General features: G+C 62.8%; 18 protein-coding genes. 3 read left to right on the top strand and 15 right to left on the bottom strand.

Features of this window, described 5'->3' with window-relative positions; all coding sequences use genetic code 11:
• Positions 1-1551: hypothetical protein (locus ACFSJC_RS09910; protein WP_386026204.1), on the top strand; the 1551-nt coding region annotated here is incomplete at its 5' end.
• Between the two features lie 47 nt (positions 1552-1598).
• On the opposite strand, the gene ACFSJC_RS09905 is transcribed toward ACFSJC_RS09910, so the two are convergent.
• The 14 genes from ACFSJC_RS09905 to ACFSJC_RS09840 all read right to left on the bottom strand — a co-directional run bounded on the left by ACFSJC_RS09905 (position 1599) and on the right by ACFSJC_RS09840 (position 22212).
• On the bottom strand, positions 1599-2069 hold the full coding sequence (locus tag ACFSJC_RS09905) for a protein tyrosine phosphatase family protein (RefSeq protein WP_386026202.1): 471 nt from the start codon (positions 2067-2069) through the stop codon (positions 1599-1601).
• Positions 2070-2176: 107 nt separating this feature from the next.
• On the bottom strand, positions 2177-3184 hold the full coding sequence (locus ACFSJC_RS09900; RefSeq protein WP_386026200.1) for a hypothetical protein: 1008 nt from the start codon (positions 3182-3184) through the stop codon (positions 2177-2179).
• Positions 3181-5025 (bottom strand): SulP family inorganic anion transporter, encoded by a 1845-nt coding sequence (locus tag ACFSJC_RS09895; protein ID WP_386026199.1) that lies wholly within the window; start codon positions 5023-5025, stop codon positions 3181-3183. Before ACFSJC_RS09895 ends, ACFSJC_RS09900 begins: the two co-directional genes overlap by 4 nt.
• Before the next feature lie 77 nt (positions 5026-5102).
• A complete protein-coding gene (locus ACFSJC_RS09890; protein WP_386026197.1) occupies positions 5103-8240 on the bottom strand; it encodes an efflux RND transporter permease subunit in 3138 nt (1045 codons plus the stop codon).
• Positions 8237-9457: an efflux RND transporter periplasmic adaptor subunit gene (locus ACFSJC_RS09885; protein ID WP_386026195.1), complete on the bottom strand. Its 1221-nt coding sequence runs from the start codon at positions 9455-9457 to the stop codon at positions 8237-8239. Before ACFSJC_RS09885 ends, ACFSJC_RS09890 begins: the two co-directional genes overlap by 4 nt.
• 99 nt (positions 9458-9556) lie before the next feature.
• Positions 9557-9988, bottom strand: coding sequence for an HIT domain-containing protein (locus ACFSJC_RS09880; protein WP_386026193.1), 432 nt, complete (start codon positions 9986-9988; stop codon positions 9557-9559).
• Positions 9989-10000: 12 nt separating this feature from the next.
• Positions 10001-15079 (bottom strand): EAL domain-containing protein, encoded by a 5079-nt coding sequence (locus ACFSJC_RS09875; protein WP_386026191.1) that lies wholly within the window; start codon positions 15077-15079, stop codon positions 10001-10003.
• A 42-nt stretch (positions 15080-15121) separates the two neighbouring features.
• On the bottom strand, positions 15122-15652 hold the full coding sequence (locus tag ACFSJC_RS09870; RefSeq protein WP_386026189.1) for a YfiR family protein: 531 nt from the start codon (positions 15650-15652) through the stop codon (positions 15122-15124).
• A gap of 73 nt (positions 15653-15725) precedes the next feature.
• The gene (locus ACFSJC_RS09865; protein ID WP_386026187.1) at positions 15726-17807 is read right to left on the bottom strand and encodes a TonB-dependent receptor plug domain-containing protein; all 2082 of its coding nucleotides are present in this window, start codon (positions 17805-17807) and stop codon (positions 15726-15728) included.
• Positions 17808-17966: 159 nt separating this feature from the next.
• Positions 17967-18725 (bottom strand): competence/damage-inducible protein A, encoded by a 759-nt coding sequence (locus ACFSJC_RS09860; protein WP_386026185.1) that lies wholly within the window; start codon positions 18723-18725, stop codon positions 17967-17969.
• A gap of 2 nt (positions 18726-18727) precedes the next feature.
• Complete coding sequence (locus ACFSJC_RS09855; protein ID WP_386026183.1) at positions 18728-19150, bottom strand: PaaI family thioesterase; 423 nt, start codon at positions 19148-19150, stop codon at positions 18728-18730.
• 148 nt (positions 19151-19298) lie between these two features.
• Positions 19299-19946 (bottom strand): uracil-DNA glycosylase, encoded by a 648-nt coding sequence (locus ACFSJC_RS09850; protein ID WP_386026181.1) that lies wholly within the window; start codon positions 19944-19946, stop codon positions 19299-19301.
• Positions 19947-19966: 20 nt separating this feature from the next.
• Positions 19967-20548: a DinB family protein gene (locus ACFSJC_RS09845; protein ID WP_386026179.1), complete on the bottom strand. Its 582-nt coding sequence runs from the start codon at positions 20546-20548 to the stop codon at positions 19967-19969.
• Positions 20545-22212 (bottom strand): glutamine--tRNA ligase/YqeY domain fusion protein, encoded by a 1668-nt coding sequence (locus ACFSJC_RS09840; RefSeq protein ID WP_386026177.1) that lies wholly within the window; start codon positions 22210-22212, stop codon positions 20545-20547. The genes ACFSJC_RS09845 and ACFSJC_RS09840 overlap by 4 nt, the downstream gene beginning before the upstream one ends.
• A 214-nt stretch (positions 22213-22426) precedes the next feature.
• On the opposite strand from ACFSJC_RS09840, the gene ACFSJC_RS09835 reads away from it, so the two are divergent.
• Positions 22427-22741 carry a DUF1840 domain-containing protein gene (locus ACFSJC_RS09835; protein WP_386026175.1) on the top strand — a complete coding sequence of 105 codons (315 nt, stop codon included), beginning with the start codon at positions 22427-22429 and terminating at the stop codon, positions 22739-22741.
• 73 nt (positions 22742-22814) lie between these two features.
• Here ACFSJC_RS09835 and gltX read toward each other — a convergent pair whose 3' ends face one another.
• Positions 22815-24230 (bottom strand): glutamate--tRNA ligase, encoded by a 1416-nt coding sequence (gene gltX, locus ACFSJC_RS09830; protein ID WP_386026173.1) that lies wholly within the window; start codon positions 24228-24230, stop codon positions 22815-22817.
• Between the two features lie 103 nt (positions 24231-24333).
• Between gltX and ACFSJC_RS09825 the strand changes: the two genes are divergently transcribed.
• On the top strand, positions 24334-24705 hold the full coding sequence (locus ACFSJC_RS09825; RefSeq protein ID WP_386026171.1) for an Mth938-like domain-containing protein: 372 nt from the start codon (positions 24334-24336) through the stop codon (positions 24703-24705).
• Positions 24706-24728 lie beyond the last annotated feature (23 nt).

Here is a 24728-nt window from a genome sequence, read left to right as displayed (position 1 = left end):
TGGACTCTTGTAAATGTCAAACTTCTACGGTCTCCCCGGCAAAGCCGGGGGATTTCTCAACTGATTAAATTCGTATCCAACGACGGACAACTAACCGATGAAGCCATCGATCGACTACGCAACGCTTTGCTAGACAGGTATTCGAATCGATACGACCCACCAAGCTGCCCAGATCTTCGACTCGTATTCGGCGTAATACTCTATTCTGCTCAGCGATTTGAACGTCACGGACTAAACTACCATGCAACGATTGCTTATCTTAAACTAATTAGCCTTTGGGCGTGCCTGACTGAATGCATCCCTTTCACTGCACTGAATGAAGTCAAGCCAAGAAAACCTCTCTCAAAAGAAGCATCTAATGCATTGCGTTGCTCCGAGAAATGGCTATCCAGCATTCGCAAAGCAGCTATGCGAAATGCAATATCGGTTCATGGAGGAGCATTCTCTGATGCCTGGTGGAAAATCTGGCATTCAGATATTTCATCATGGATTGAAAAAAGCTCAATAAATTACGAAGAAAGCGACGAAGAAAACACCAAAAAAGAAATCAAAAAACAATGTGAAAACCTGGATAAAAAACTCGAAGATATTGATGAGCTTGAACCTGGACCTGGCGCCCGCAACATTGACGATCTATTTATTACTGAATGCAAAACTGCAGATAGAATCCTAAAATTCTGGGCAAGCAAAGAACCCGAATTCCTCAAAAAAACAACTTCAAAAAAAGACATATCCGAAGAAGTAGCAGAATGGAATTTCTCTCTTCTCGCACAAAAGCTCGTATTTGTCACCATGTGGCAACGCGCACTTTGCTTCCGCATTCAGCCGAAGGAACCATGCATCAACACCTTTCCCATAATTGAATTTCCACCGATTAAATTCATGGTTCCAAGCACGGTTCGAAGTCTACTTTTTGCGCACTGGCTGGCTGGGCGCACGCGCACATGGAGGGTGATATCGAACATACGCCGAAAAAACTATTTTAAAAAATCAACAGAAAAATCTTTGTTGTATCGTCAAGCTGGCCGAGCAGCACACAATCTCTATCGCGCGCACTTCTACATTCGCGACATGTGCGGAAACGACCAAGACCTAATGTTCCCATCGCCAGCACTAGTAATTCACAGCCTTTGGGCCTTATTGCATGAACTGGTGAAGGTGGAGATTGTGTGGTTAGAGAAGAATGAAGGTGGGAAAACTTCTCCACCGAGATATGCTAAGGCAGTCAGAAATGTTCGAAAATGCCTTGCCGAGGAATCAGACAAAGGCACACCTGGTTACTACTTCGACTACAACTTGGTCACAGATCGATTGCAGGCGTATCTCAGAGATGTAGAGCAACTCTCGGACCTTTCGAGCCATGCCCGAGCAGAGGTACTCAAGGGTAAGTTCTTCCTAGCCGACGATTATGAAGATCCCCGCTTCCATCTCGACTGGACAATGATCCAAATACTCGCACCAAGCGCCGCAATCACTCGGGCTTACGTGGAAAAGGAAAACCAAGAGCTAGCTAGTTGTCAAGTCCCCAAAGATTGTATACGCGATTTTTGAAAATCTCGCGGCGTTTGTCCGTCCAATCCTTGAGGAAATGCAAGCGTTCAAACCGAACGCCTCTGCTCGGCCACGAGATCCTCTCTGGTCAGCGCAAGAAAGGCCCGCCATACCGCGTTGGGTTCCCAGGTCGGCAGCATCACGCCGAGCGCGTCTTCATGCGTCCGCCCCTCGACGAGTCTGGCGTATTGATAGAGAAACGCGGAGGCGCGGTAATTGACGACGCAGTGGACCCAGACCTTCTGGTCCGCGAAGGCGTCCATGACGCCGAGAAAGGACCGGAGATGGCTTGCCGTCGGCGCCTCGAATGGCACCGGGATGTGCACATACAGCATCCGGCGGGCGGTGACGATATTCCCTTCTTCGGGGATCGCGTTCTCCGAGTTGGGCATCGCCAGATTGACGACGACCTCGAATCCCGCTTCGGCGATGGCCCTGAATTCGAGTTCCTCGGGCTGACCCGATGTGGCGATCCGGTCCGAGAGACGCCTGTAGTTCTTGATGGTTTCGATGCGCATAGCGTTCGTTCAAGCGTGTCTGATAGCCGCAGCCGACCGAGCGATAACAGGCGGCGTTCCGGGCCGAGCGTCGGACTGAAGCGAAAGGGCCAGCCGGAGCGCGACCCTCAGTAGAGATACCGCTCGGCCGCACTGATCAAATCCTCTCTGGGCGGCAGATCCCTCGGGCGCAGCGAGACGAGTAGCATGATGGCCCGGCGTCCGCGCTCGTTCTGGATCTCGTGAAGCTGGATATGTCGCGCGTTGGGGTCCTGGGGATGACGCAGCAGGTTCATGGCGTCCAGATAGAGTTCGACCTCATCGGTCCAGAGGTGCTTCTGCGGATTATCGAGCACCTCCGTCACCAGATCCAGATGGTTCGCCAAGAGCCCGGTGTCGGGGCCGAGCGCATCCAGTTGCTGGGTGATCCCGTCGAGTTCGATCTGGAGCGCGCTCGGATCCAGAGCCTGATCGCCGATCGGCTCGAAACTCCAGCCGCCCTCCTCCAGCGCGGATAGCTTGCGATACAGCAGGTCGCGCTGACGGACCAGATCGGCACGCTCGACTTGGGACTCCGAGATATGCCGAAGCGCCAAGGACAGGAGATGGTCGAAGGCGCGACGCTTCAGGTGACGGCGCGTCTCCTTCTCGCTATCGGTCGGGTCCAGCAGACGATGAGCCGAGAAGCTGACCCGGACCTGAGCCACCTCGCGCTGCAGCATGTCATCCACCAACTCCGATCCCAGCCCACGGCGATCGACCCGATCGACGATGATGAGCGCGGTGACGCGAGGCATGCCGACTCCAGCCCCATCGAGATAGTCCCGCAACGCCTTGTCACGTCCCAGGGTGTCGAGCATGGAATCCGCCGAGGCGAACAGGGCGCCGAGCCGAGGATCCTCGGAATACTCGGCGCGCCCAACCGGCAACGCCTCGGGAAAGGCGTCCACCAGGGCGACCACATGGTCCATGGATCGAATCACCGCTGGGCGCAACCGTTTGCGGTAACCGGACACGAATTTGATCCGGGGGTCGGTTCCCTCGACCGCACGATCGATGGCGGCTTCGATGAGCCATTCGGGATACCGGCCCCGCGTCTCATCGGCATGGCCGAATATCGAATGAAAGAGCTTCATCGCACATCCTCACGCATCAAATAATCCAGAGGTCCGAGTTGCGGCACCTCATGCTCGCCCGAGTGCGACTCGCGACGCTGAATGGACTCCACCGCCGAGCGGATGGAGAAGAAAATGTTTTCGTTCCCGATCGTCTCGCCGAGCCGCATGGCCTGGCCGAGTCGGCGCATGAACAGTTTGGGCCGAGCCACCACGAGCCGCACGCCACGCTCCAGCAGCGCGTCATAGGTCTCGCGAAGGGCTTGGGCTCCGGTCGAATCGAGCTGGCTCATGCCCTCGGCACTGAGGACCAGCCAGCGCGGTTTGGGGTCGGACCGATCCACGAGCGACAGAATGCGCGACTTGAAGTGCTCGGCGTTGAAGAAGAGCAGCGGCGCCTCGAAGCGGTAGATGAGGATTCCGGGAACAGGACTGGAATTCGGGGACAGAGCCAGGTCATTGTAACCGTCGATCCCAGGCACCTGTCCAAGCAGGCAGTCCTCCGGCCGATAGATACGGATCAGGACGTTGACGAGCGCGAGCAGGATGGCAAGGACCACGCCCGGCAGCACGCCGATCGCCAAGACGCTCAAGGTCGTCAGCAGTGCCAACCAGAACTCGAAGCGCGCCATACCCCAAAGATCGCGATAGGCCTGCAGATCGAGCAGGCTCCAGGCCGAAAAGATGAGCACGGCGGCCAATCCAGTGATGGGGAGATAGGACAGCGGGGTCGCGAAAAAGACGACCACCCCCGCAGTCGAGAGCGCGGCCACGACCGAGACGAGTTGCGTCTTGCCGCCGCTGGCGTCATTGACCGCAGTGCGCGAATCGGCCCCCGTCACCGCGAAGCCGCCGAAGAATCCAGAGGCGATATTCGCCAAGCCGATGGCTCGCATCTCGCGGTCGGCATCGATGCTCTCGCCGTGCCGGGCGGCGAAGCTGCGCGCGGTGAGCATGCCGCTGGTGAAGCTCACGATCACCAGGCCCACCGCACCCATGATAATGCTCTGCACGCCCTGATAACCGATCTGAGGCAAGGCAAAATCGGGCAGGCCCGAGGGCACCTCGCCGATCAGGCTGATCCCCAGCGCCCGAGCCCCGAGGGCATAGACCGCCATGCCGGCGAGCAGAAGCGCAAGCAAGGCCCCGGGCGCGCGCGGCAGGAAGCGTTTGAGCAGGATCAGGATCGCCAAGGTCGCGAACCCCAACAAGAGGCTTGGGCCGTTGAACTCGCCAAAACGTTTCAGCAATTCCAGCAAGGCCGGCCCGACATCGTGGTTCTCGACCGCGATCCCCACCAACTTGCCCAATTGACCGACGATGATGCTGATGGCGATGCCGTTGAGGAAGCCGATCAGAATGGGACGGGCAAAGAAATTGACGATGAAGCCCATCCGCGCCGTGCCGCCCAGAACCATGATGATCCCGGCGGCGATGGCCAGTCCGGCAGACAGACGCAGAAAGGCGTCCTGATCGTCCCCGGCCAGGGGAATCAGAAGGGCCGCTATCATGGCGCAGGTGGCGGCATCCGGCCCCAGAATCAGACGCCGCGACGAGCCGAAGAGCGCGTAGACCAGAAGCGGAAGCATGCTGGCATAGAGCCCGGCCTCGGGCGGAAATCCGGCGAGATGTGCGTAAGCGATGGCAGTGGGGATCTGAACCGCAGCAACCGATAGACCGGCCACCACGTCGTGAGAGAGCCATTCGGGCCGATAATGGCGCAAGTCGCCAAGCAATGGGATCCAGTGCGTCACCACGCCATACACCTCGATCAACAGTCGGAAAGGGATCGGCGAGCCATCCGGGAGAAGGTGACGATCCAGCGTCGCAATCAGATTGGGACAGCGAATTCGGCTTTCCATGCCGAGGCATGAAGGTCAGGCCCACGAAAGAAAAAGGCGCCCCGAGGGGCGCCTTGCCAGCGGTCCCGCACGCGCGATCAGCGCTCGGCAGAAGCGGCCGTCGAGCGCACGGCCGGTCCGCCGTGGAACCATTCACGCAAGCGCTGGAACACCACGTAGAGCATGGGGATCAGGAAGATGCCGACCAGCGAGGCCCCAAGCATACCGCCGAAGACGGCGGTGCCCACGCCACGCTGACTGGCCTCCCCAGCCCCGCTGGCGATGACGAGCGGAACCAAGCCCAGGATGAAGGCGAAGCTGGTCATGAGCACCGCCCGAATCCGCAGCCGTGCCGCTGTGGCCGCCGCCTCCATGATCGGCTTGCCGGAGGCGCGCTCTTCCATGGCGAACTCGACGATGAGGATGGCGTTCTTGCTCGCCAACCCGATGAGCACCACGATACCGACCTGGGCATAGAGATCGTTCGGCAGGTGCGCGATCAGCAGCGCTGTCATGGCCCCAAGGACGCCGATGGTGACGGACAAGAGTACGGCTATCGGCATCGACCAGCTCTCGTAGAGCGCGACCAGGAACAGATAGGCGAACAGCACGGCCAGTCCCAGCACGATGGGCGTCTTGCCGCCGGCCTCCTTCTCCTGGAAGGCGGTACCGGTCCATTCATACCCGAAACCGGACGGCAGGGTCTCGGCCGAGAGACGCTCCATCGCCGCCAAGGCATCACCCGAGCTGCGACCCGGCGCCGGGCTACCCTGGAGCGTGACGCTACGGTAGTTGTTATAGCGCTGCAACAGCTGCGGCCCCATGATGAGTTCGGGCGCCATGAGCGCGCGAATCGGCACCATATCGCCCGTGTCGTTGCGCACATGGATGCGATAGACGTCATCGAACGACTTGCGATCCTGCTCCTCGCCCTGGATCTTGACCTGCCACACCCGCCCGAACTTATTGAAGTCGTTGACGTAATAGCCGCCCAGCGTGGATTGAAGGGCGGTAAAGATGTCGCTGACCTTAATCCCGAGCGTCTGCGCCTTCTCGCGATCGATATCGAGATAGACCTGAGGGTTGTCGGTCGCCCAGGTCGAGAAGACCCGCGACAGCGCCGGATCCTGGTTGGCCGCCACGATCATGCCGCGCATGGCGGCGGCCAGCTCCTGCGGGGTACGACCCTGAAGGTCTTCGAGCTGATACTCGAAACCGCCGCCGGTGCCGAGACCGATGATCGGCGGCAAATTGAAGGGCATGATGCGCGCACTCGGGATACCCGCCGTCTGAACGATGATGCGTTGGATGACCGCGTCCACCTTCAGATCCGGCGTCGCGCGTTCCTCGAAGGGCTTGAGACGCCCGATCACGGTCGCAGAGTTGGACTGCACGCTGCCGTCGAGGATGCTGTATCCGGGCACCGTCAAAACGTGGGCGACGGCTGGATCGGCGCCGATCAGCTTTTCGAGCTGCTTCACCACCTCCAGGGTCCGGTTGAGCGAGGCCCCCTCGGGAAGCTGGACCTGCGCCATGAAGGCACCCTGATCCTCTTCGGGCAGGAAGCCGGTCGGGATCGTCTTGAACAGCCAGCCGCTCGCCGCGCCCGCCCCCAGCACCAGCAGCAGCACCAGCAGCGAAAAGCGCACCAGCTTGCGGACCACGGCGGCATAGCCGTCGCGGACCCGATCGATCCCGCCCATGACATAGCCCATCACTCCCCGTTTGTGACTGGGCTTGAGCAGAATGGCGCACAGCGCCGGGGACAGGGTCAGCGCGTTGACCGCCGAGATCAGCATCGAGAAGGCAACCACGGCCGCGAACTGCTGGAACAGTTGCCCGGTGATGCCGGGGATGAAGGCGACCGGCAGGAACACCGACAGCAGCACCAGGGTGATGGCGAGGATCGGCCCGGTGATCTGAGTCATCGCCTTCTTGGCCGCCTCGCGCGGCGCCAGCCCCTCCTCCTCCATGATGCGCTCGACGTTCTCCACCACCACGATGGCGTCGTCGACGACGATGCCGATCGCCAGCACGACGGCGAGCAGCGAGATGGTATTGGCCGAGAAGCCGATCATCAGCAGGAAGGCGAAGGTGCCGACCAGGGCCACCGGTACCGCGATCAACGGGATGAGCGTCGCCCGCCAACTGCCGAGGAAGAGGAAGACCACCAGGATGACCAGAACGAAGGCCTCGAACAGGGTATGGATGACCTTCTCAAGACTGGCCGTGACGAATTCGGTGGTGTCGTAGACGACGGCATAGTCCAGCCCGTCCGGGAAGCGTTCCGACAGCTTGTCCATGGCCGATTTGATGCCGTTGGCCACCGAGACCGCATTGGCGCCGGGTGCCAGATAGATGGCCATGGCCGCCGTTCCCTGTCCATCGAGACGACTGACGGAGTCGGACTGATTGGCGCCCAGCTCGACCCGGCCGACATCCTTGACCAGCACCGTCGAGCCGTCCGGGTTGGCCCGAACCACGATGTTCTCGAACTGATCGACGTCGGTCAGACGCCCCTGAGTCTGAAGCGTGATCTGGAACTGTTGATCCGGCGTCATCGGCTGAGCGCCGATCCGCCCGACTGCGGCCTGGACGTTCTGGCTCTGGATGGCCGAGATCACGTCGGAGGGAGTCAGGCCGAGCGCGGTGAGACTGTCCGAGTCGAGCCAGATCCGCATGCTGTAGTCGAGCGGACCGAACTGGAAGACATCGCCCACGCCCGGAACGCGCGAGAGGGTGTCGATAACGTTGATGGTGGCGTAGTTGCTCAGAAAGAGCTCGTCGTAGGCGCCCTTGGGGGCATAGAGGGCCACCACCTGGAGCATGGCGGTGGACTTCTTCTTGACCGTCAATCCCTGGCGCGTGACCTCCTCCGGAAGTTGGGACAACGCCAGGTTGGCGCGATTCTGAACGTTGACGGTATTGATGTCCGGATCCGTGCCCAGGGCGAAGGTGACGTTCAGCGAGTAGCTGCCGTCGTTGCCGCTGGACGACTTCATGTAGAGCATCTTGTCGACGCCGTTGACCTGAGATTCGATCGGCTGGGCGACGGTCGACTCGACCACGGACGCGCTCGCGCCCGGATAGACGGCGCTGACCGAGACCTGGGGCGGCACGATATCGGGAAACTGCGCGACAGGAATCTGGGTGATGGCGATCAGACCGGCCAGGGTCAGGACGATCGAGATGACGATCGAGAGTCGGGGACGATCGATGAAGATGTCGGAGATCATGATGCCGTGCCCTCACCCGCCGTCTGATCGGGCGACACCTTGACCTCCTGCCCCGGCCGCACCTTCTGGACGCCTTGGGTGATCACCAGATCGCCCTCGCTCAGCCCTTTGCTCACGGCGACATTGGCCCCCTTGGTCGGCCCGGTCTCGATGCGGCGCACCTGGGCCTTGCTGTCGGCGTCGACGACGAAGACATAGATCCCCTGTTGATCGAGCTGCAACGCCGACTGCGGAATCATGATCGCCGACTGCGGCGCACCACGCTGGACCACGACGCCGACATACTGACCATCGACCAGGATCCCGTCCGGATTGGGCAGCTCGGCGCGGATGGTCACCGAGTCGGTGCCCTGATTGGTGGTCACGTCGATGAAGTTCAGATAGCCCGCATGGGCGTAGAGGCTATTGTCGGGAAGCCGAACCTTGACCTCGATCTTGCTCGGATCGCCGCCCTTTTCGTGAATTTTGCGCTTCGCCTCTAGCAGCTCGCGCTGGGTGACCGGGAATTGAACATAGATGGGATCGCGGCTCACGATGGTCGCCAGCGAACCGGACGCTGGACTGACCAGATTGCCCACCGTGAGACTCGCCAGACCGATGCGTCCGGCCACCGGAGAAACGATCTTGGTATAGCTGAGATCGAGCTTGGCCGCCGTCAACGCCGCCTCGGCTTGGGCGATGCTGGCCTTGGCCACGGAGGCGGCGGCCTGGAGCTCGTCCACCTTGGCCTTGGCGATGTTCTTCTGGGCCAGGAGCTCCATGCCACGTTTGAGCTGGGCATCGGCGTTCTGCGAATCCGCCTTGGCCTTCTCGACATCGGCCGCACGCTGCTCCACGACCGCTTGGTACTGGTCGGGCTCGATCACGAAGAGCAGATCGCCCTCGGCCACCAGCTGACCTTCATTGAAGCGGCGTTCCTTGAGGAAACCCTCGACCCGAGCACGCAGATCGACCCGGTCGACGGCTACCACCCGTCCCACGAACTGCAACTCTTCGGCGACCTGCTGAGTCTTGGCCGAAACCGCGATCACGGCCGGAGGCGGGGTCGAGGCGGCCGACTGCGGCGCTTGCGGCTGACAGGCGGAGAGCCCGCAGAGCATGCCGGCAATCAGGACATACCCAGTCAAGGAATGACGGCCGTGAACCGCCACGCCATGAGAGGACGCGCTCGCGGCGCATGGGTTCGCCGAAATGATGTCGGCTGATTGGTATCGCATCGGAACACCTCTTCGTGGATGGATTCGGGCCTGCTTCGACCAATGGGATTGGCAATCGATAGGATGCGCACGATCTTAACCCGACAGACCGCGTACCGCTCAGATTCCAGGGCGCGGAGCGAAGCCCTCTCCCAACGATGCCAGGGCGCACTCCCTCAGACGCTCGACCTCAGGCGTTTCATAATCGCTCCGCTGCGGCGCCCCCCAGACCGGAGCGGGCCAGCAATGATCGGTGCGATAACGGGCAATGACATGGATATGCAGCTGCGGCACCAGATTGCCAATGGTCGCGATATTCAGCTTGTCCGGCTGGAACTCGCGCTCGACGAAGGCGGCGAGCCGATCGGTCTCGTCGCGAACCCGGCGGCGCAGATCCGGATCCAATCGATGCAACTCGCGCCGATCGGTCTTGGGAACCAAGATGAACCAGGGCAGCAGGGCGTTGTTCATCAGCAGCAAGACGCTCGACCCGGACTCGGCCAGAAGAAAGGTGTCCGCGCTCAGTCTGGGATGCAATTCGAATGGATTCATGAAGGGAACTCGCTAATCGGACGAGATCGGCTCGATCTCGCTGGTGGACGCCAACCCGCGCGCAATCCTGGACCGTGCATCGCCGCGCAACAGGTAGGTGGACAATTGAGACAGCGAGAGCGGACGGGCGAACAGATAGCCCTGCACGGCCTGACAACCTTCACGGACGAGAAAGTCCAGCTGCGCCTCCGACTCGACCCCCTCGGCGACGATGCGCAAACCCAGACCCTGCCCAAGAGCGATGATGGTACGAACGACGGGATCGCTTGGATGCGCCTGACCGATCTCGCGCACGAAGCGGCGATCGATCTTGAGCGTATCGATGGGCAGGTTCTGCAGATAGGACAAGGAGGAATAGCCCGTGCCGAAGTCGTCGATGGCAACGCGCACGCCACCCGCACGCAACCGGGCCAGATTGTCGATCAGGCCGACATTCTGATCGAGCAGCAGGCTCTCGGTGATCTCGATCTCGATCGCCCCTGGTCTCAGACCGGCAGCGACACCCAGCACCTGTTCGATCAGTTCCGGCTGGACGAATTGACGCGCCGACAGATTGATCCCGACACCCAGATCGAGTCCCTGATGTGACCAGCGTTCGAGCTGACGGCCAACCTCATCGATGACCCATTGACCCAGAGGCAGGATCAGACCCGACTCCTCGGCCACGGAGATGAAGGCGTCCGGGCCGACGAGCCCCTGCTCCGGTTCCTGCCAGCGCAGCAACGCCTCCAGACTCAAGATCTCACCGGAGGCGATGTCGACCACGGGCTGGTAATGGATCAGGAACTCGCCGCGCTCGATACCGCGACGCAACCTGGCCTCGATATCCAGCTTGCGCGAGGCCGCCTCGCCCATCGACGGGGTGAAGAAGCGGTAGGTGTTACGCCCCTTGACCTTGGCGGCATACATGGCGGTATCGGCATGTTTGAGGAGGAGCTCGAAGGTCTCGCCATGCTCGGGACAGAGCGCGATCCCGACCGAAACCGTGCAGACGATGTCCTGCCCGGAACAGACGAATGGCTCGCGAAAACCGTCGACGATTCGTTCGGCAACCTCGCGGGCGACCTGATCGGCGCGGCTACCGCAGATGATCACGGTCAGCTCGTCCCCGCCGAGCCGGGCGACCGTCGTGCGCAGAGCGCCAGTCGCGCCCGAGGTGACCGACTCGACCGCCGATTGCAAACGCGCGGCGGCGGCGCGCAGCAGCTCGTCGCCGATACCGTGCCCGAGCGAATCGTTGATGCGTTTGAACTCGTCCAGATCGAGGAACAACAGGGCCACATGGTCGTCCTGACGTCGCGTATCGGCCAGGGCATCCGCCAGATCCTGATTGAACTGACGCCGATTGGCCAGACCGGTCAGGCCGTCACGGTAGGCGAGCTGGTGGATGACCCGCTGCCTTCGGCGCCGCTCGGTGATGTCGCGCAGCAGGAGGATGACCTGCTGATCGTCGATTGCGATGAGTCGGGCGTCGAAGGCCACCATCTCGGTGTCGCTGCCCGGCAGCTCGATCTCCAACTCGCGCATCGCATGCTCGGACAGGGTCGCCCGAATCTCGTGCCGGATCGTGCCCGCGACCGATTCTGGCAGCAGATCCGAAAGATCCCCCACGACCTGCGCCGAGGTACCATCAAGCCCCAGGATCGCGCGACCGGGCTTGAAATGCAGGATGCGCCCCTCGGCATCCAGACGCAGCAGCGCATCGGGAATGGCGGAGATCAAGGCACTGTTGCGCGCCTCGCTGCGATGCAGGGCGGCCAGGGTGGCGTGACCGCGCAGCAGATAACGGATGCGATGGACGATCAGACTCCAATTGATGGGCTTGGCAAGAAAATCGGTGGCACCGGATTCGTAGGCGCGCTCGATGGAGGCGATGTCGTCGAGCCCGGTCACCATCAGAATCGGCACCAGCTCGACCCCTGGCAGGTCTCGGAGCATGCGGCAGGTCTCGAAGCCATCGAGCCCCGGCATCATGACGTCGAGCACGACCAGATCGGGGCGTCCGGAGCGCACCGATGCGATGGCCGAGCGACCATCCAACGCCTCGGAGACACTGAAGCCGGCCTCGGTCAGATAGGTGCTCGCCAACAGCTGCACGGTCGGATCGTCATCCACGACCAGGATCCGGGGTCCGGCATCCGAGTGCAGCTCGCCAATCTCGGCCGAAGCGCCCACTCGCGGCGGAGGAACCCTGACCTCGGCATCGGAGACGAGCCGCGCCTTCAGCATCGATCGGGTCTCGTCGAGAACCTCCTGGAACGGCATCAGAAACTCCACGAGGAATTGCCCGACGCCGAGTGTCTCGCCTTCCCCGGCCACGCACTCGATCTGAGCGCAGAGGACTGCGAGACGTTCGGCTCCAACGTTCGCGGCCGCCGAGCGCAAGGCATGAGCCGCCTCGATCGCGAGACGCGGATCGGTCTCGCCGATGCCTGTCACGAGGTTCGCGCCAAGCAATGCCGAGGACTCCAAGAAGGTGCCGATCAGCCGGGCACGGAGGTTGGGGTCGCACCCTTCGACCATCGCGCACAGTGCGTCGAGGACGGACGCGGCGAGCAGCGGTCGCGCCGCCCAGTCCGAGGATGCATCGAGTTGGGGCATCTTCGGCGCATCATCCGCGCTCGACGCCACGGAACGAGTCATCCCCGAATCCGGCTGGCCAGACCAGCGCAGCAGCAATCGATGCAGCATCGAGAGCATCACCGGCTTGGCCAGATAGTCGTCCATGCCCGCTGCCAGACACCGCTCCTGATCGCCTGACATGGCGTGGGCCGTGAGGGCGATGATCGGCAGACGTGCGAGCGACTCCACCTCCTCGCGACGCCGGATCCGACGGGTCGCCTCATAGCCGTCGACCCTCGGCATCTGACAATCCATGAGGATGAGATCGAAACCGCCCTGCGCACTGGCATCGATGGCCGCCTGACCGTCGGCGACGATACGGACGCTGCAGCCGATCGCCTTGAGCATGGCCGCCGCCAGCTGTTGATTGACTGGGTTGTCCTCCGCGACCAACACCCGGAGCCCGAGGGGGGGAAGCCGAGCCTTGCCGCTCGCCTCGCCGTGGCGATCGCCCGCTCCGTCAGTCTCCTCGGCCAAAATGTCCTGGAGACAGGCGAAAAGACGGCGTCGGCCGATCGGCTTGCACAGATAGGCGTCGATGCTCAGACCCAGATGCCGATCGGACTGGCAGACGAGGCTGACGGGAACGAGCAGGATCAGCGGGATATCCCTGAAGCTGTATGCGACCTGGGCCTCCGCCAGGTCGGCGAAGGTATCGAGCCCGCTCAGACTGGCATCCATGATGACGAAATCGAAACGCATCCCCAGCGCCTCGTCATCCCTCAGGGTCGCGAGCGCTCCGTCGACGTCCACGCATTCCTTCACTTCGAGCCCGGCGCGTGCGGCGTGGGCGACGATGGTCGAGCGGGTGATGCCGTGAGGCTCGACCAGCAGCAGGCGCCGTCCAGCCAGATCGGGGTAGGCATCGCCGATCGGTGATGCCCAATCGACCACCTCCATGGGAATCGAGAACCAGAAGCATGAGCCCGTACAACCGTCGCTTTCGAGCCCGATCATGCCGCCCATCAGCTCGGTCAACTCCTTGGCGATGGCGAGCCCCAGGCCGGTACCGCCGAACGCGCGACTGGATGAGCCGTCGACCTGAGCGAACGCGTCGAAGACCTGAGACTGACGGTCGAGCGGAATGCCGATCCCCGAGTCGACGACCTCGACCAGTATCCAGACCTGGCGCTCATCGTGGGACTGTAGGTCGACACGCACCGACACCTCTCCCGACTCGGTGAACTTGATCGCGTTGCCTATGAGGTTGCTCAGAATCTGGGCGATGCGATCCGGGTCACCCTTGACCCGATACGGAAGATCGGGCGAGAGACGACAGGCCAGCTCCAGCGAATTGGCGTGCGCCCGTTCAGCGAAGAGATCCACGACCTCCTCGATCAGCTCCTCCAGATCGAAATCGGCACAATCCAACATCATGCGGCCGGCCTCGATCTTGGAGACATCCAGGATGTCGTTGATGACCGTGAGCAGCGAACGACCGGAGCGGGTGATACCACCGGCGAAGCGTCGCTGCTCCGGCGTAAGGTCGGTCCCGAGCAGCAGCTCGCTCATGCCGACGACCCCGTTCAGAGGGGTGCGGATCTCGTGACTCATATTGGCCAGGAACTGAGACTTGGCGCGACTGGCCTGTTCCGCCACTTCGCGCGCCTGCTCGGCGCTACCGCGCGCGATCTGGGCCGCCTCCACCGCCTGGGTCAGATCGGCAGTCCGCTCGGCGACCTCGCGCTCAAGCAACTGGCGGTGTTCGGCGAGCCGCCTGTCGCGCTCGCCGAGTTGCTCCAGCATGCTGTTGAAGCCGTCGATGAGCCGTCCGATCTCGTCGTCTTCGCCGGGAAGGGCGCGCAGGCTGTAGTCCTGCTCGATCGACACCCGATCCATGTCGGCCGCCAGACGGAAGATAGGGTCTGAGATACGCCGCTGCAGCCAACTGGCAACGAGATGGGCCAGCCCCGTCGCGACCAGCAGCACGGCGATCAGCAGCGCGGCATTTCCGCGCAGACTGGCGTAGAGGCCGTTCAGACTGGACTTGATCGCCACCCAGCCGATACGTTCTCCATCGAAGCGGATGGGCGCGACGTATACCAGTCCATCGCGGGAAAAGGCGTATGCCTTCTCGCCGCTCGCCAAAGCGGCGGAGATCCAGGTCGGCAGCGCGCGGTCCCTGAGGCCGGCCGCAGCCGTCTCGCCCGTTCCGGGATGTTCCGGCGGATAGACGGCAACCAGTCCGCCGGCGTTGTCGAGCAGCCAGCCGTCGCTGACCTCGGGCTCCGCGCGCAGTGCCTCAAGCAATTGGGTCGCGGCCTTGCGATCGCCGAATTCCAGAGCCGCCGTGGTGGTCGTGCCGATCGCCTGCACCAGAACCGACACATGCTGCAGCAGGGCACTGCGATAGGCCAGGGCCTGAATTCCAAGCACGGCGAGCATCGCAACCAAGAGCGACACTAGGGTCGTCAGCAGGATGATGCGCCGCAGCTTGTTGCTGATCGAACGATGGGCATGGGACGTCATCGGAGGAGGCGTCTTATGTTGCGGCGGGTCGGCACTCACGGATCATTCCAGTCCCTTGTGATCGTTGTCGACGATGTCGGCCAGATCGAGCAGTTGGGCGCGGACCCGGAGTCCGGCGTCGCGCGCCATCGCCGGGGCGATCTCGAATCCCAGCCGATCTCCTGCGCGGACCAGGGCGATCATGCCACCCTGGCGCGCAAAATCAGGGATATCGCTGATGGTCAGCACCGGCTGACCGGCGAGCTCGCGGATCACCCTGGGAACCCGCGCAGCGGTCGCGCGCGGGAGGTACAGAATATGACACCCGCGCGTCCGCGCGGCCAGTGGCGGGACGACGACCTGAAAGACCACTCGGCGCCCCTGCACGACGCGTCCGGCGATTCCGAAGAGCGCCGCCGCGAAGGGATCATCCCCGAGTTGGCAGATACGCAAGGGGGCGTCGGCGGCGGCGAAGGCGCTCTCGGGCCAGTCGACGAATTTCCCGACCTTGTAGACGATGGCCGCCTTGATCCGCTCCTCCCGCGTCGGCTCGCCCGCATTGGTCGGCATGGCGACCAGACCAGACAATAGCATCGACAACCACAGGGTATGCCGCCTTGGGGTTAAGTGGACCATCGAATCGGTTCGACCGAGGCAGGTCACGTCCTCAGAAATCCAGACGCCATCGGAAATAGGCCGAACGCTCGATACTGGCGAGCGGAAGATCGGCCAGCTCCGATCCCCCCTCGGAATGGACGTCGTTCAACAGATTCTGACCGACCAGCGCCAGTTCCAGCCGTTTCGTCGGGCGCCAGGCAAGGCGAATGTCCATGTCCCAATAGGGGTCGATCGCGTAGGCGAAGTAGCCGAACGTCGCACCGATCTCGTCGGTGTAGCGCAACCAGAGGTCCAGATCGATATTGCGGCGAGGATTGAACCAGGAGCGTAGCGAAAGCTGATTATAAGGGTTGTTCTTGGACAGATTTCCGGTGGAGGCACCCGGCTCGACGCCGAATCTCGATTCGAGATAGGAGTAGGCGCCCTGCAAACGCCAGTTGGGGACGGGGCGCCAATCCGCAGCCAACTCCACCCCCTGCGCGAAACCGCTCGCAGCGTTGCCCAGCTTCAGCGGCAGGATCAGGCTGGCCGCGTTGCCTCCTAGCAGACAATCCGGGTAGATACCGTGGGGATAGCAGCGCAGTTGGCTCGCACTGCTGGTGCGCAGATTCCCGTAATCGTTATAGAAAAGCGCGAGGTCCATGCTCAGTCCGCGATCGACCTGCCATTTGTAGCCGGCCTCGTAGGCGATCAGATCCTCCGAGTCGAATCCCTCTCGGCCGACGATCAGCGCCTCGATCGGCAGTGATTCGGGGTTGCTTCTGGTGCGGGGCTGAAGGACGCTCTGACGGATAAAACCCGCCCGCTCGCCCCGTCCTGGGGTGCGCACGGCCCGGGAGACCGAGGCCCAGAGCGTCCGCTCCGGGCTCGGCGTCCAGAGCAGACGCAGATTCGGCTGGATCTCGAATCCGGTGAAATCGTTGTGTTCGATTTTGGTGCCGAGGATCAGGGTGAGCCGGTCCGCGACCAACTGGATATCGTCCTGAACGAAGGCACTGAAGAGACGCAGGGACGAATCGGATGGATCGAGCACAACCTGATTGCTCAGAGCGATCCTGTCCTGGGTATAACGGTAACCGAGCCCCATGATGAGGTCGTTGCGTCGGTAACGCTGCGTCCGATACTCCAGTTCCGCATCGAAGGTGTCCCGGATCTCGCCGAACCGAGCCCAGTCCCGTTCCGCATGATCGTAATAGGTCTTGAGCGCGAGGTCGTCGGTCGCAGAGAGCGGCCCGCTCCAGTTCGCCAACAGATCGCCACCCTGCACATCGGTGGTGCGGTCGACGGTTCGAGCGAGCGTCAAGAGCGAAGACTGGTCGAAGACCGTCTCGCCATGTCGGCCCTGATAGAGGTTTCCCTGCAACGACAACCGCTCGCCCTCGCCCGGGATCAGATCGGCCCGAAAACCGGCTCGGCTGCCGTTCCAGTCGTCGGCATTGTCGACGCGGCCGCTCGCATCTCGGCTGCCGTCGCGGTCGTAGGCCGACCCATAGACGCGATAGTGACCCAGCTCGCCCAATCGCCCGCCCCAGCGCAGGGTACCGCTCCCGCGCTCCTCGTCGCCGGCCAGCCCGGCCAGCAATCCGCCCTGGGTATCGGCCGACGACTTGGTGATGATGTTGACGACCCCGTTGACCGCGTTCGCACCCCACAGGGTCGCCCCCGGTCCGCGAATCACCTCGATGCGTTCGATGTCTTCCAGCATGGGCGATTGGACGTCCCAGTAGACCCCGGAAAACAGCGGCGAATAGACGCTGCGTCCGTCGATCATGACCAGAAGTTTGTTGGCGAGACGACCGTTGAAACCGCGCGCGGAGATCGCCCAGGTGTTCGCGTTGATGCGGGCCACCTCGACGCCGGGAACCATCCGCAACGCCTCGGGCACGGTGGTCGCACCCGAACGGCGCAAGTCCTCCTGGGTGATGACGAAGACGGCCGCCGCTGTCTGCGACAGCGGCTCGGATTTCTTGGCGGCGCTGGTGATCTTCAGACTCAGAAGTTCGCCCAGACTCATGTCGAAGAGCTCGTCGTCGGTCGGCTCGGCCCTGACCGCAACCTGATTGCCACAGATCGAGAGCGCCAGAACCAGCATCCGAATGGGGACGGAGAGGGACGAAGAGAAAAAGGACATAAGGGTGCGGGGTCATCCCGAATCGATGGCACGCTAGGCTGCCGCATGAGCCGTGTCGAGGCAAGCGCTACGTACACGCAACCCGCTCCTTTCCACACCGGAGACGGCTTGAGAACGCCCTTGCCCCACCCTGATCCCTGGGCGAAACCGGTCGTGACCCTAAGGATTTTGCTCGCTGTATCGCATCGACTCGCGTTCGAGTTCCTGGCGCAACGCCGCCATGGCCGTCGTCAAGTCCTCATGACCGCGAAAACCCAGCAGGATGTGCGGATCCTCGCCCATGTGGGGTAGGCTGAAGAGCTTGAGCGACGGGAAGGACTCCCCAAGCCGGCACATCAGCGGAATCAGACGGCTTTCGGGAACGCCCCGCACTACCAAAGCGGCCTCGCGCAGCCGCTCGCCGCGCCCGAAGACGCCGTCCAGCACCCACTCGGCCATCGGCCAGGCCATCGTGGGGAAACCGGGCAGGAACCAATGGCGACGGAGCGAAAAGCCGGGGATCCGGTTGATCGGATTGGGGACGAGGTCGCATCCCTCGGGCAGGTCCGCCATGAGGATGCGGTTCGGATAGACCTCCGCGCCGAATTTCTCTTCGAGCAGCCGCGCGGCCTCGGGATGCCGGCTCAAGGCGACACCGGCCGCCTGAGCGGCGCAGTCACGGGTGTGGTCGTCCGGCGTCGCGCCGATCCCGCCACAGACGAAGACCGGATCCGGGCGTCCCATCGAGAAACGCAGATGCGCGACCAGCACCTCCGGATCGTCCGGCAGCAACCAATTCCAGGCCAGTTCATGACCGCGCGACTGGATCCGCGATTTGAAGGCGGCCAGATGGGCGTCGGTCCGTGCCCCATTGAGCACCTCGTCGCCGATCACGATGAGACCGAAGCGAATCTGGGTCGTCTCTTGGGTGGCGTTCATCCTCAGCCCTCTGACGGCATGTGATCCATGAGCGCCTCGCGCTTGCGGTAGACCGTCCCCTGGAAGAGCGCGATCAGGTTCGCGTCCTCATCGGTGATGCGGATCAGATAGGTGGCGAGTTTGGAATTGATCGAGACCTCCTCGGCCTCGGCGGTCAGGACGCCCTTGCGCGCGGACTTCATGAAGGAGACGGAAACGTTGACGCCGAGCGCGACCGTTCCGTGCGAATTGGAGGCGACGGCGAAGACCAGGTCGGCGAGGCTGAAGATGGCGGCGCCATGCGCCACGCCCACGGCATTCAGATGCCGATCCTCGATTTCCAGCCGGGCGCGGGCGCGGCCAGGCGCCGCCTCCAGCAGCTCGACCCCGACGAAGGCGGCGAAACGGTCGTTGCTAAAGAAGTCTTGGAGGAGCTTCTGATCCATTGGAGGAGTTGATGCATTCATAGGTTGGGTCGTCGCAAAGCTATCAGCCACCAGCCTCCTGCGGCCAGCAGCTTTTTGGAACATGAAGAAAAAGGGGTTTCTCAACCGCACCGCTGGAGGCCGAAAGCTGAAGGCTGGAAGCTGCCAGCTATTCATCCAATAATTCGCGCCAGGCCGGATGGGCGGCGATCAGGCCGAGCGCCTCGGCGAGCAGCGTTCGACCGGGCTCCATCTTGAACCAGGTGGATGCCCCGGACGAATGCGGCAGCGGGATGATGTCGGCCTCCCAGCCCGCCTCCGAGCGATAGGGCCATTGACGCCCCACCACATCGCTGAGGCGATCGCAGTCCATGAGCTGGGCGATGGCGAGCTTGCCGATCGGCACGATCAGGCGGGGCCGCAACAGTTGCATCTCGCCGAACCACCAGCCGCGACAGCGCGCGATCTCGTCGCGGTCCGGAACCCGATCGCCGCCCTTGGGGTTCTTGCCGGGGAAGCAGCGACAGACGGCGCTGATGAGGGTGCGCTCGCGCATCGCCCTTTCGTCCAGGCCAATCCGGGCGAACCAGCCGAACAGTGTCTTGCCGGCGGTCCAGCAGAAGGGTCGGAGCTGCTCGATCTCGCGCGTGCCGGGGGCCTGGCCGATCAGCATCACCGGGGACAGCAGCGTGCGACTATGGACCGGTGGACCGAACATGCCGGGGCAGCGATGGCACAGTTCGAGTTCGGCGTGCAGACGCTCTAGGGCCTCTTGCCGCGCTTCGGAGCCGAGGTTCGAGGGATCGGAAAGGGGCATCGATTCAACCTGAGGTGACTTCAATCCAGACGGCGCAGAATCTTCTCGATCTGGACCCGGTGCATGCGGTTGTGAAGGGTGGCCAAGGCATGCCACTGACGCGCGGTCAGCGAGCCGAACCAGGGATGCGCATAGTGCCCGCGCGAGGTCAGCGAACCGAAACGCTCGATCTGATGCGCGTAACGCTCGACCAAGGCCGCCAGGGCCTCGATACGGTCGGGACCTGCATCTGGGTGCGGCCTGACGTCCTCCAGCCGGATCTCGATCCCATGGTGCCGATCGGAACAGATGGCGTGGATCAGCGCAGTGATGGCGGTGTTGACCAACACCAGATGATCGAGCGTCATGTACACCGACCAGTGGCGACTGTCGCTTTCGATCCCAGGGAAGCGGCGGATACGCACCGGACGGGCGCCCTGCTCCGGGGTCAGCCGCTCACTGAGCGCGATGGCGCGCTCGGCCTCGGTGCGAAAGCGCCGCAGGATGGTCTTCGGAGAGGCGAGCGAGGCGTAGACTCGGACGCCCAGATCCGCCACCAGACGCTCATGCGCCGGGATCCGGGTCTCGGGCGGATCCGAGCCGTCTCGCGCGCGACGGATCATGAGCGGCTCTTGCCCCAGGTATCGCGCAATCCGACGGTCAGGTTGAACACCGGATGCTCGGGCGTCGAATCCGGGTCCACGACGAAATAGCCCTCGCGCTCGAACTGGAAGCGCTCCCCGGTCTCGGCGCCGCGCAAGGCGGGCTCCAGCATACAGCCGGTGAGGACGCGCAGCGCGTCGGGGTTGATCGCCTCGCGATAGTCGGCACCGCCGGCACCCGGCGTGGCGACGCCGAACAGCCGGTCGTAGAGACGGATCTCGGCGCTCACCGCATGCTCTGCGGACACCCAGTGGATGACGCCCTTGACCTTGCGGCCCTCGGGATTCTTGCCGAGCGTGTCGAGATCGGCGCTCGCGCGCAGTTCGACGATCTCGCCCGTGTCGTCCTTGACCACCTCGTCGCAGCGGATGACATAGGCGTTGCGCAGACGCACCTCGCCACCGGGAATGAGGCGCTTGAAGCCCTTGGGCGGCTGCTCCTCGAAGTCGGTGCGATCGATATAGATCTCGCGACCGAAGGGAATGGAGCGCGTCCCCATGGCGGCGTCCTTGGGGTGGTTGCTGGCCTCCATCTGCTGGTTCTCTGAAACATTAGTGAGCACCACCTTGAGCGGGCGCAGAACCGCCATGCGACGCGGTGCCTTGGCGTCGAGATCCTCGCGGATCGCGCTCTCCAGCAGCGCCATCTCGACCAGATTGTCCGACTTGGTGACACCGATACGCTCGCAGAACTCGCGAATCGAGGCCGGGGTATAACCGCGACGGCGCAACCCGGCGATGGTCGGCATGCGCGGATCGTCCCAGCCCTGGACGTGGCCCTCGCCGACCAGATCGGTCAGGCGGCGCTTGCTCATGACCGTGTATTCGAGATTGAGCCGGCTGAACTCGATCTGGCGCGGCTTGCTCGGCACCGAGACGTTCGCGACGCACCAGTCGTAGAGCGGACGATGGTCCTCGAACTCCAGGGTGCAGAGCGAATGAGTGATCCCTTCGAGCGCGTCCGAGATGGGATGGGTGTAGTCGTAGGTCGGATAGAGACACCAGGCGCTGCCGGTCTGGTGATGCACCACGCCATGCTTGATGCGGTAGAGCACCGGGTCGCGGAGATTGATGTTGGGCGAGGCCATGTCGATGCGGGCGCGCAAGGTGCGCGAACCGTCCGGGAACTCACCCGCGCGCATACGCTTGAACAGGTCGAGATTCTCCTCGACCGAACGGTCGCGATAGGGGCTGTCCTTGCCGGGCTCGGTGAGAGTGCCGCGATAAGCGCGCATCTCCTCGGCATTCAGCTCGCAGACGTAGGCCAGCCCCTTCTCGATCAGCTCGACGGCAAAACCGTAGAGCCGCTCGAAATAATCCGAGGCGAAATAGAGCCGATCCTCCCAATCGAAACCGAGCCAGCGCACGTCCTCCTTGATGGATTCGACGAACTCCATGTTCTCCTTGAGCGGATTGGTGTCGTCGAAGCGCAGATTGCAGGTCCCGCCGAAGGACTGGGCCAGTCCGAAGTTGAGCACGATGGACTTGGCGTGCCCGATGTGCAGATAGCCGTTCGGCTCGGGCGGAAAGCGCGTGGCGATCCGGTCGTGCTTGCCGGATGCCAGATCCGCTTCGATGATCTGGCGGATGAAATTGGTGCGTGGCGGCTCGGCGGCGTCGGTCATGGTCTCTCGGGCGTCTCGGGCGGAAAGTGAATCGATGAACGTCGCATTCTAGCGTTTACCGCGACGATTGAAAGAACCCGCCGAACGCCCGCGACGATTTCGTCCACGAGGTAGTCGGATCACGGAACCGCACGTCCCGAAACGACGCTCCCCCAATGAGGGAGTGCGCTATCCTGCCCCTACACCGTCAACACCTAAGAGAAGCGAGACTCAGATGCTGGTCAAATTCGAAACCAAGGCCTATGCCACCATCACCATGTTCGGCGACGTCGCCGTCGCCCTCATCAAACTCATGGGACACAGCGGCACCGTACCGGGCGCACTGCTCGCCGAGGACGTGCCAGCCGCACTCAAACGCCTGAAGGCCGCCGTCGCCGAGCATCCCGAGGCGGCCCTGGATCCGGCGGAACCGACCCCGAACAAGAACGAGGAGACGCAGCACGTCAGCCTCGCACACCGCGCACTTCCACTGATCGAGCTACTGACCGCCGCAGCGGCCGATGGTGAGAACGTTATGTGGGATCATTGACCCCGGTCGCACCTCGATCAGAGAGCGCCCCGCCCACCATGAACAGGGCGGAACGCGTTCACAGGCGACAGAATCAAGACGCCGCAGCGCGGGCATCGATATAGGCCAGCGCCTTGTCGATGCGACGCAGGGTGGCCTCCTTACCGACCAGCATCAGGGTCTCTTCGATACCGGGCGAGGCGGCGCGGCCGACGATGGCGACACGCAGCGGTTGGGCGACCTTGCCCAGGTTGAGTTCCAGTTCCTCGCCAACCCGTTCGACGACATGCTTGAGCCCTTCGGGCGTCCAGTCCTCGTGCGCCATCATCTCGAAGCTGGCGCGCAGACGCGTCAGTGGCTCGCGGGCAACCAGGCGTAGATGCTTTTTGGCCGAGCCCTCGTCGAAGGATTCGAAATCCTGGTAACAGAAGGCGCTGATCTCAGCCAGCTCGGACAGGGTCTTGGCGCGAGCAGCCTGGGCCTTGACCACCTCGGCCAGTTCCGGCCCATCGGAGGGATCGATGCCCAGCTTGCCCATGTGCGGGCTCAAGAGCCGGGCGATGCGCGACGGTTCCGCATGCTGCAGATATTGCTGATTGAGCCAGTCGAGCTTAGCCGTATTGAAGCTGGAGGCGGCCTTGTTGACATCGGCGATGTCGAACAGCTCGATCATCTGCTCGATCGAGAAGACCTCCTGATCGCCGTGCGACCAGCCCAAACGGATCAGGTAGTTGAGCAGCGCCTCGGGGAGATAGCCCATGTCGCGGTAGGCCATGACGCCCACGGCGCCATGGCGCTTGGACAGACGGGCGCCGTCGTCACCGAGGATCATGGGGACGTGGGCGTAGCGCGGCGGTTCGAAACCGAGCGCGTGCAGGATGTTGATCTGGCGGGGGGTATTGGTCAGGTGGTCGTCGCCACGGATCACATGGGTGATCTGCATGTCGGCGTCGTCCACGACCACGCTCAGATTGTAGGTCGGCGCGCCATCGGTGCGACGGATGATGAGGTCGTCGAGTTCGTCGTTGCTGAAGGGCACCCGGCCGCGAATGAGGTCGTCCACGACCACCACGCCATCGGCGGGGTTCTTGAAGCGGATGACGTGCGGCTGATTGGGATCGACCTGACGATGACGGCAGCATCCGTCGTAACGGGGCTTGATCTTGCGTGCCATCTGATCGACGCGCAGCTTCTCCAGACGTTCCTTGGAGCAGTCGCAGCGGTAGGCGAGGCCCTTATCGAGCAATTCATTGATGACGGCGTTGTAGCGGTCGAAACGCTGGGTCTGATAGAAGGGCCCCTCGTCGTAGTCCAACCCGAGCCAGGTCATGCCTTCCAGGATCGCGTTGACCGATTCCGCCGTGGAACGCTCCAGGTCCGTGTCCTCGATCCTCAGCACGAACTGCCCGCCATGCTTACGGGCATAGAGATAGGAGAAGAGCGCGGTGCGGGCACCGCCCACATGCAGATAGCCGGTTGGAGACGGGGCGAAACGAGTGCGAACGGTCATGGGCTTCCGAAATCGGTGGTAACGAGAAAGACTGAGATTTTACACACAGCCTCCCTTCCCTGCCCGCTTGTTCGCTCCCGGCGGCATGGGGTATGTTGCCGACATGAGATTCGCCGAGGCAGATAGAAACAGCGGTTACCTGATCGAGGCCTATGGCCGCGAGGGTATCCAGATCGACGGCCGGCGCTATGGCCAGGGCCTCGCCTTGAGCGCACAGCGCATCATCGCCCCCTGGGGACCGCCCTCGCCCGCCGAGTTCACGACCGCGCATCTGGAGACGCTGCTGACGCTCGCCCCCCAGGTGATGGTGTTGGGAACGGGGGCGCATCAGGTGTTTCCCGACCCAGCCGTCTACTTCGACATCCTGTCGCGCGGCATCGGGGTCGAGATCATGGATACGGGCGCGGCCTGCCGCACCTACAACATCCTGGTCTCGGAGGGGCGCCGGGTCGTCGCCGGCCTCCTGCCCTGCTGACCCCCTCACCTCTCGGGAACCCT

This window comes from Thiorhodococcus fuscus (assembly GCF_042682685.1).
Lineage (GTDB): Bacteria > Pseudomonadota > Gammaproteobacteria > Chromatiales > Chromatiaceae > Imhoffiella > Imhoffiella fuscus.
This window is presented reverse-complemented; position numbering and strand designations above follow the sequence as displayed.

Coding starts and splice junctions, on each gene's coding strand:
- ACFSJC_RS09905 (WP_386026202.1), bottom strand. CDS start 2,069: ATGCGCATCGAAACCATCAAGAACTACAGGCGTCTCTCGGACCGGATC.
- ACFSJC_RS09900 (WP_386026200.1), bottom strand. CDS start 3,184: ATGAAGCTCTTTCATTCGATATTCGGCCATGCCGATGAGACGCGGGGC.
- ACFSJC_RS09895 (WP_386026199.1), bottom strand. CDS start 5,025: ATGGAAAGCCGAATTCGCTGTCCCAATCTGATTGCGACGCTGGATCGT.
- ACFSJC_RS09890 (WP_386026197.1), bottom strand. CDS start 8,240: ATGATCTCCGACATCTTCATCGATCGTCCCCGACTCTCGATCGTCATC.
- ACFSJC_RS09885 (WP_386026195.1), bottom strand. CDS start 9,457: ATGCGATACCAATCAGCCGACATCATTTCGGCGAACCCATGCGCCGCG.
- ACFSJC_RS09880 (WP_386026193.1), bottom strand. CDS start 9,988: ATGAATCCATTCGAATTGCATCCCAGACTGAGCGCGGACACCTTTCTT.
- ACFSJC_RS09875 (WP_386026191.1), bottom strand. CDS start 15,079: ATGACGTCCCATGCCCATCGTTCGATCAGCAACAAGCTGCGGCGCATC.
- ACFSJC_RS09870 (WP_386026189.1), bottom strand. CDS start 15,652: ATGCTATTGTCTGGTCTGGTCGCCATGCCGACCAATGCGGGCGAGCCG.
- ACFSJC_RS09865 (WP_386026187.1), bottom strand. CDS start 17,807: ATGTCCTTTTTCTCTTCGTCCCTCTCCGTCCCCATTCGGATGCTGGTT.
- ACFSJC_RS09860 (WP_386026185.1), bottom strand. CDS start 18,725: ATGAACGCCACCCAAGAGACGACCCAGATTCGCTTCGGTCTCATCGTG.
- ACFSJC_RS09855 (WP_386026183.1), bottom strand. CDS start 19,150: ATGGATCAGAAGCTCCTCCAAGACTTCTTTAGCAACGACCGTTTCGCC.
- ACFSJC_RS09850 (WP_386026181.1), bottom strand. CDS start 19,946: ATGCCCCTTTCCGATCCCTCGAACCTCGGCTCCGAAGCGCGGCAAGAG.
- ACFSJC_RS09845 (WP_386026179.1), bottom strand. CDS start 20,548: ATGATCCGTCGCGCGCGAGACGGCTCGGATCCGCCCGAGACCCGGATC.
- ACFSJC_RS09840 (WP_386026177.1), bottom strand. CDS start 22,212: ATGACCGACGCCGCCGAGCCGCCACGCACCAATTTCATCCGCCAGATC.
- ACFSJC_RS09835 (WP_386026175.1), top strand. CDS start 22,427: ATGCTGGTCAAATTCGAAACCAAGGCCTATGCCACCATCACCATGTTC.
- gltX (WP_386026173.1), bottom strand. CDS start 24,230: ATGACCGTTCGCACTCGTTTCGCCCCGTCTCCAACCGGCTATCTGCAT.
- ACFSJC_RS09825 (WP_386026171.1), top strand. CDS start 24,334: ATGAGATTCGCCGAGGCAGATAGAAACAGCGGTTACCTGATCGAGGCC.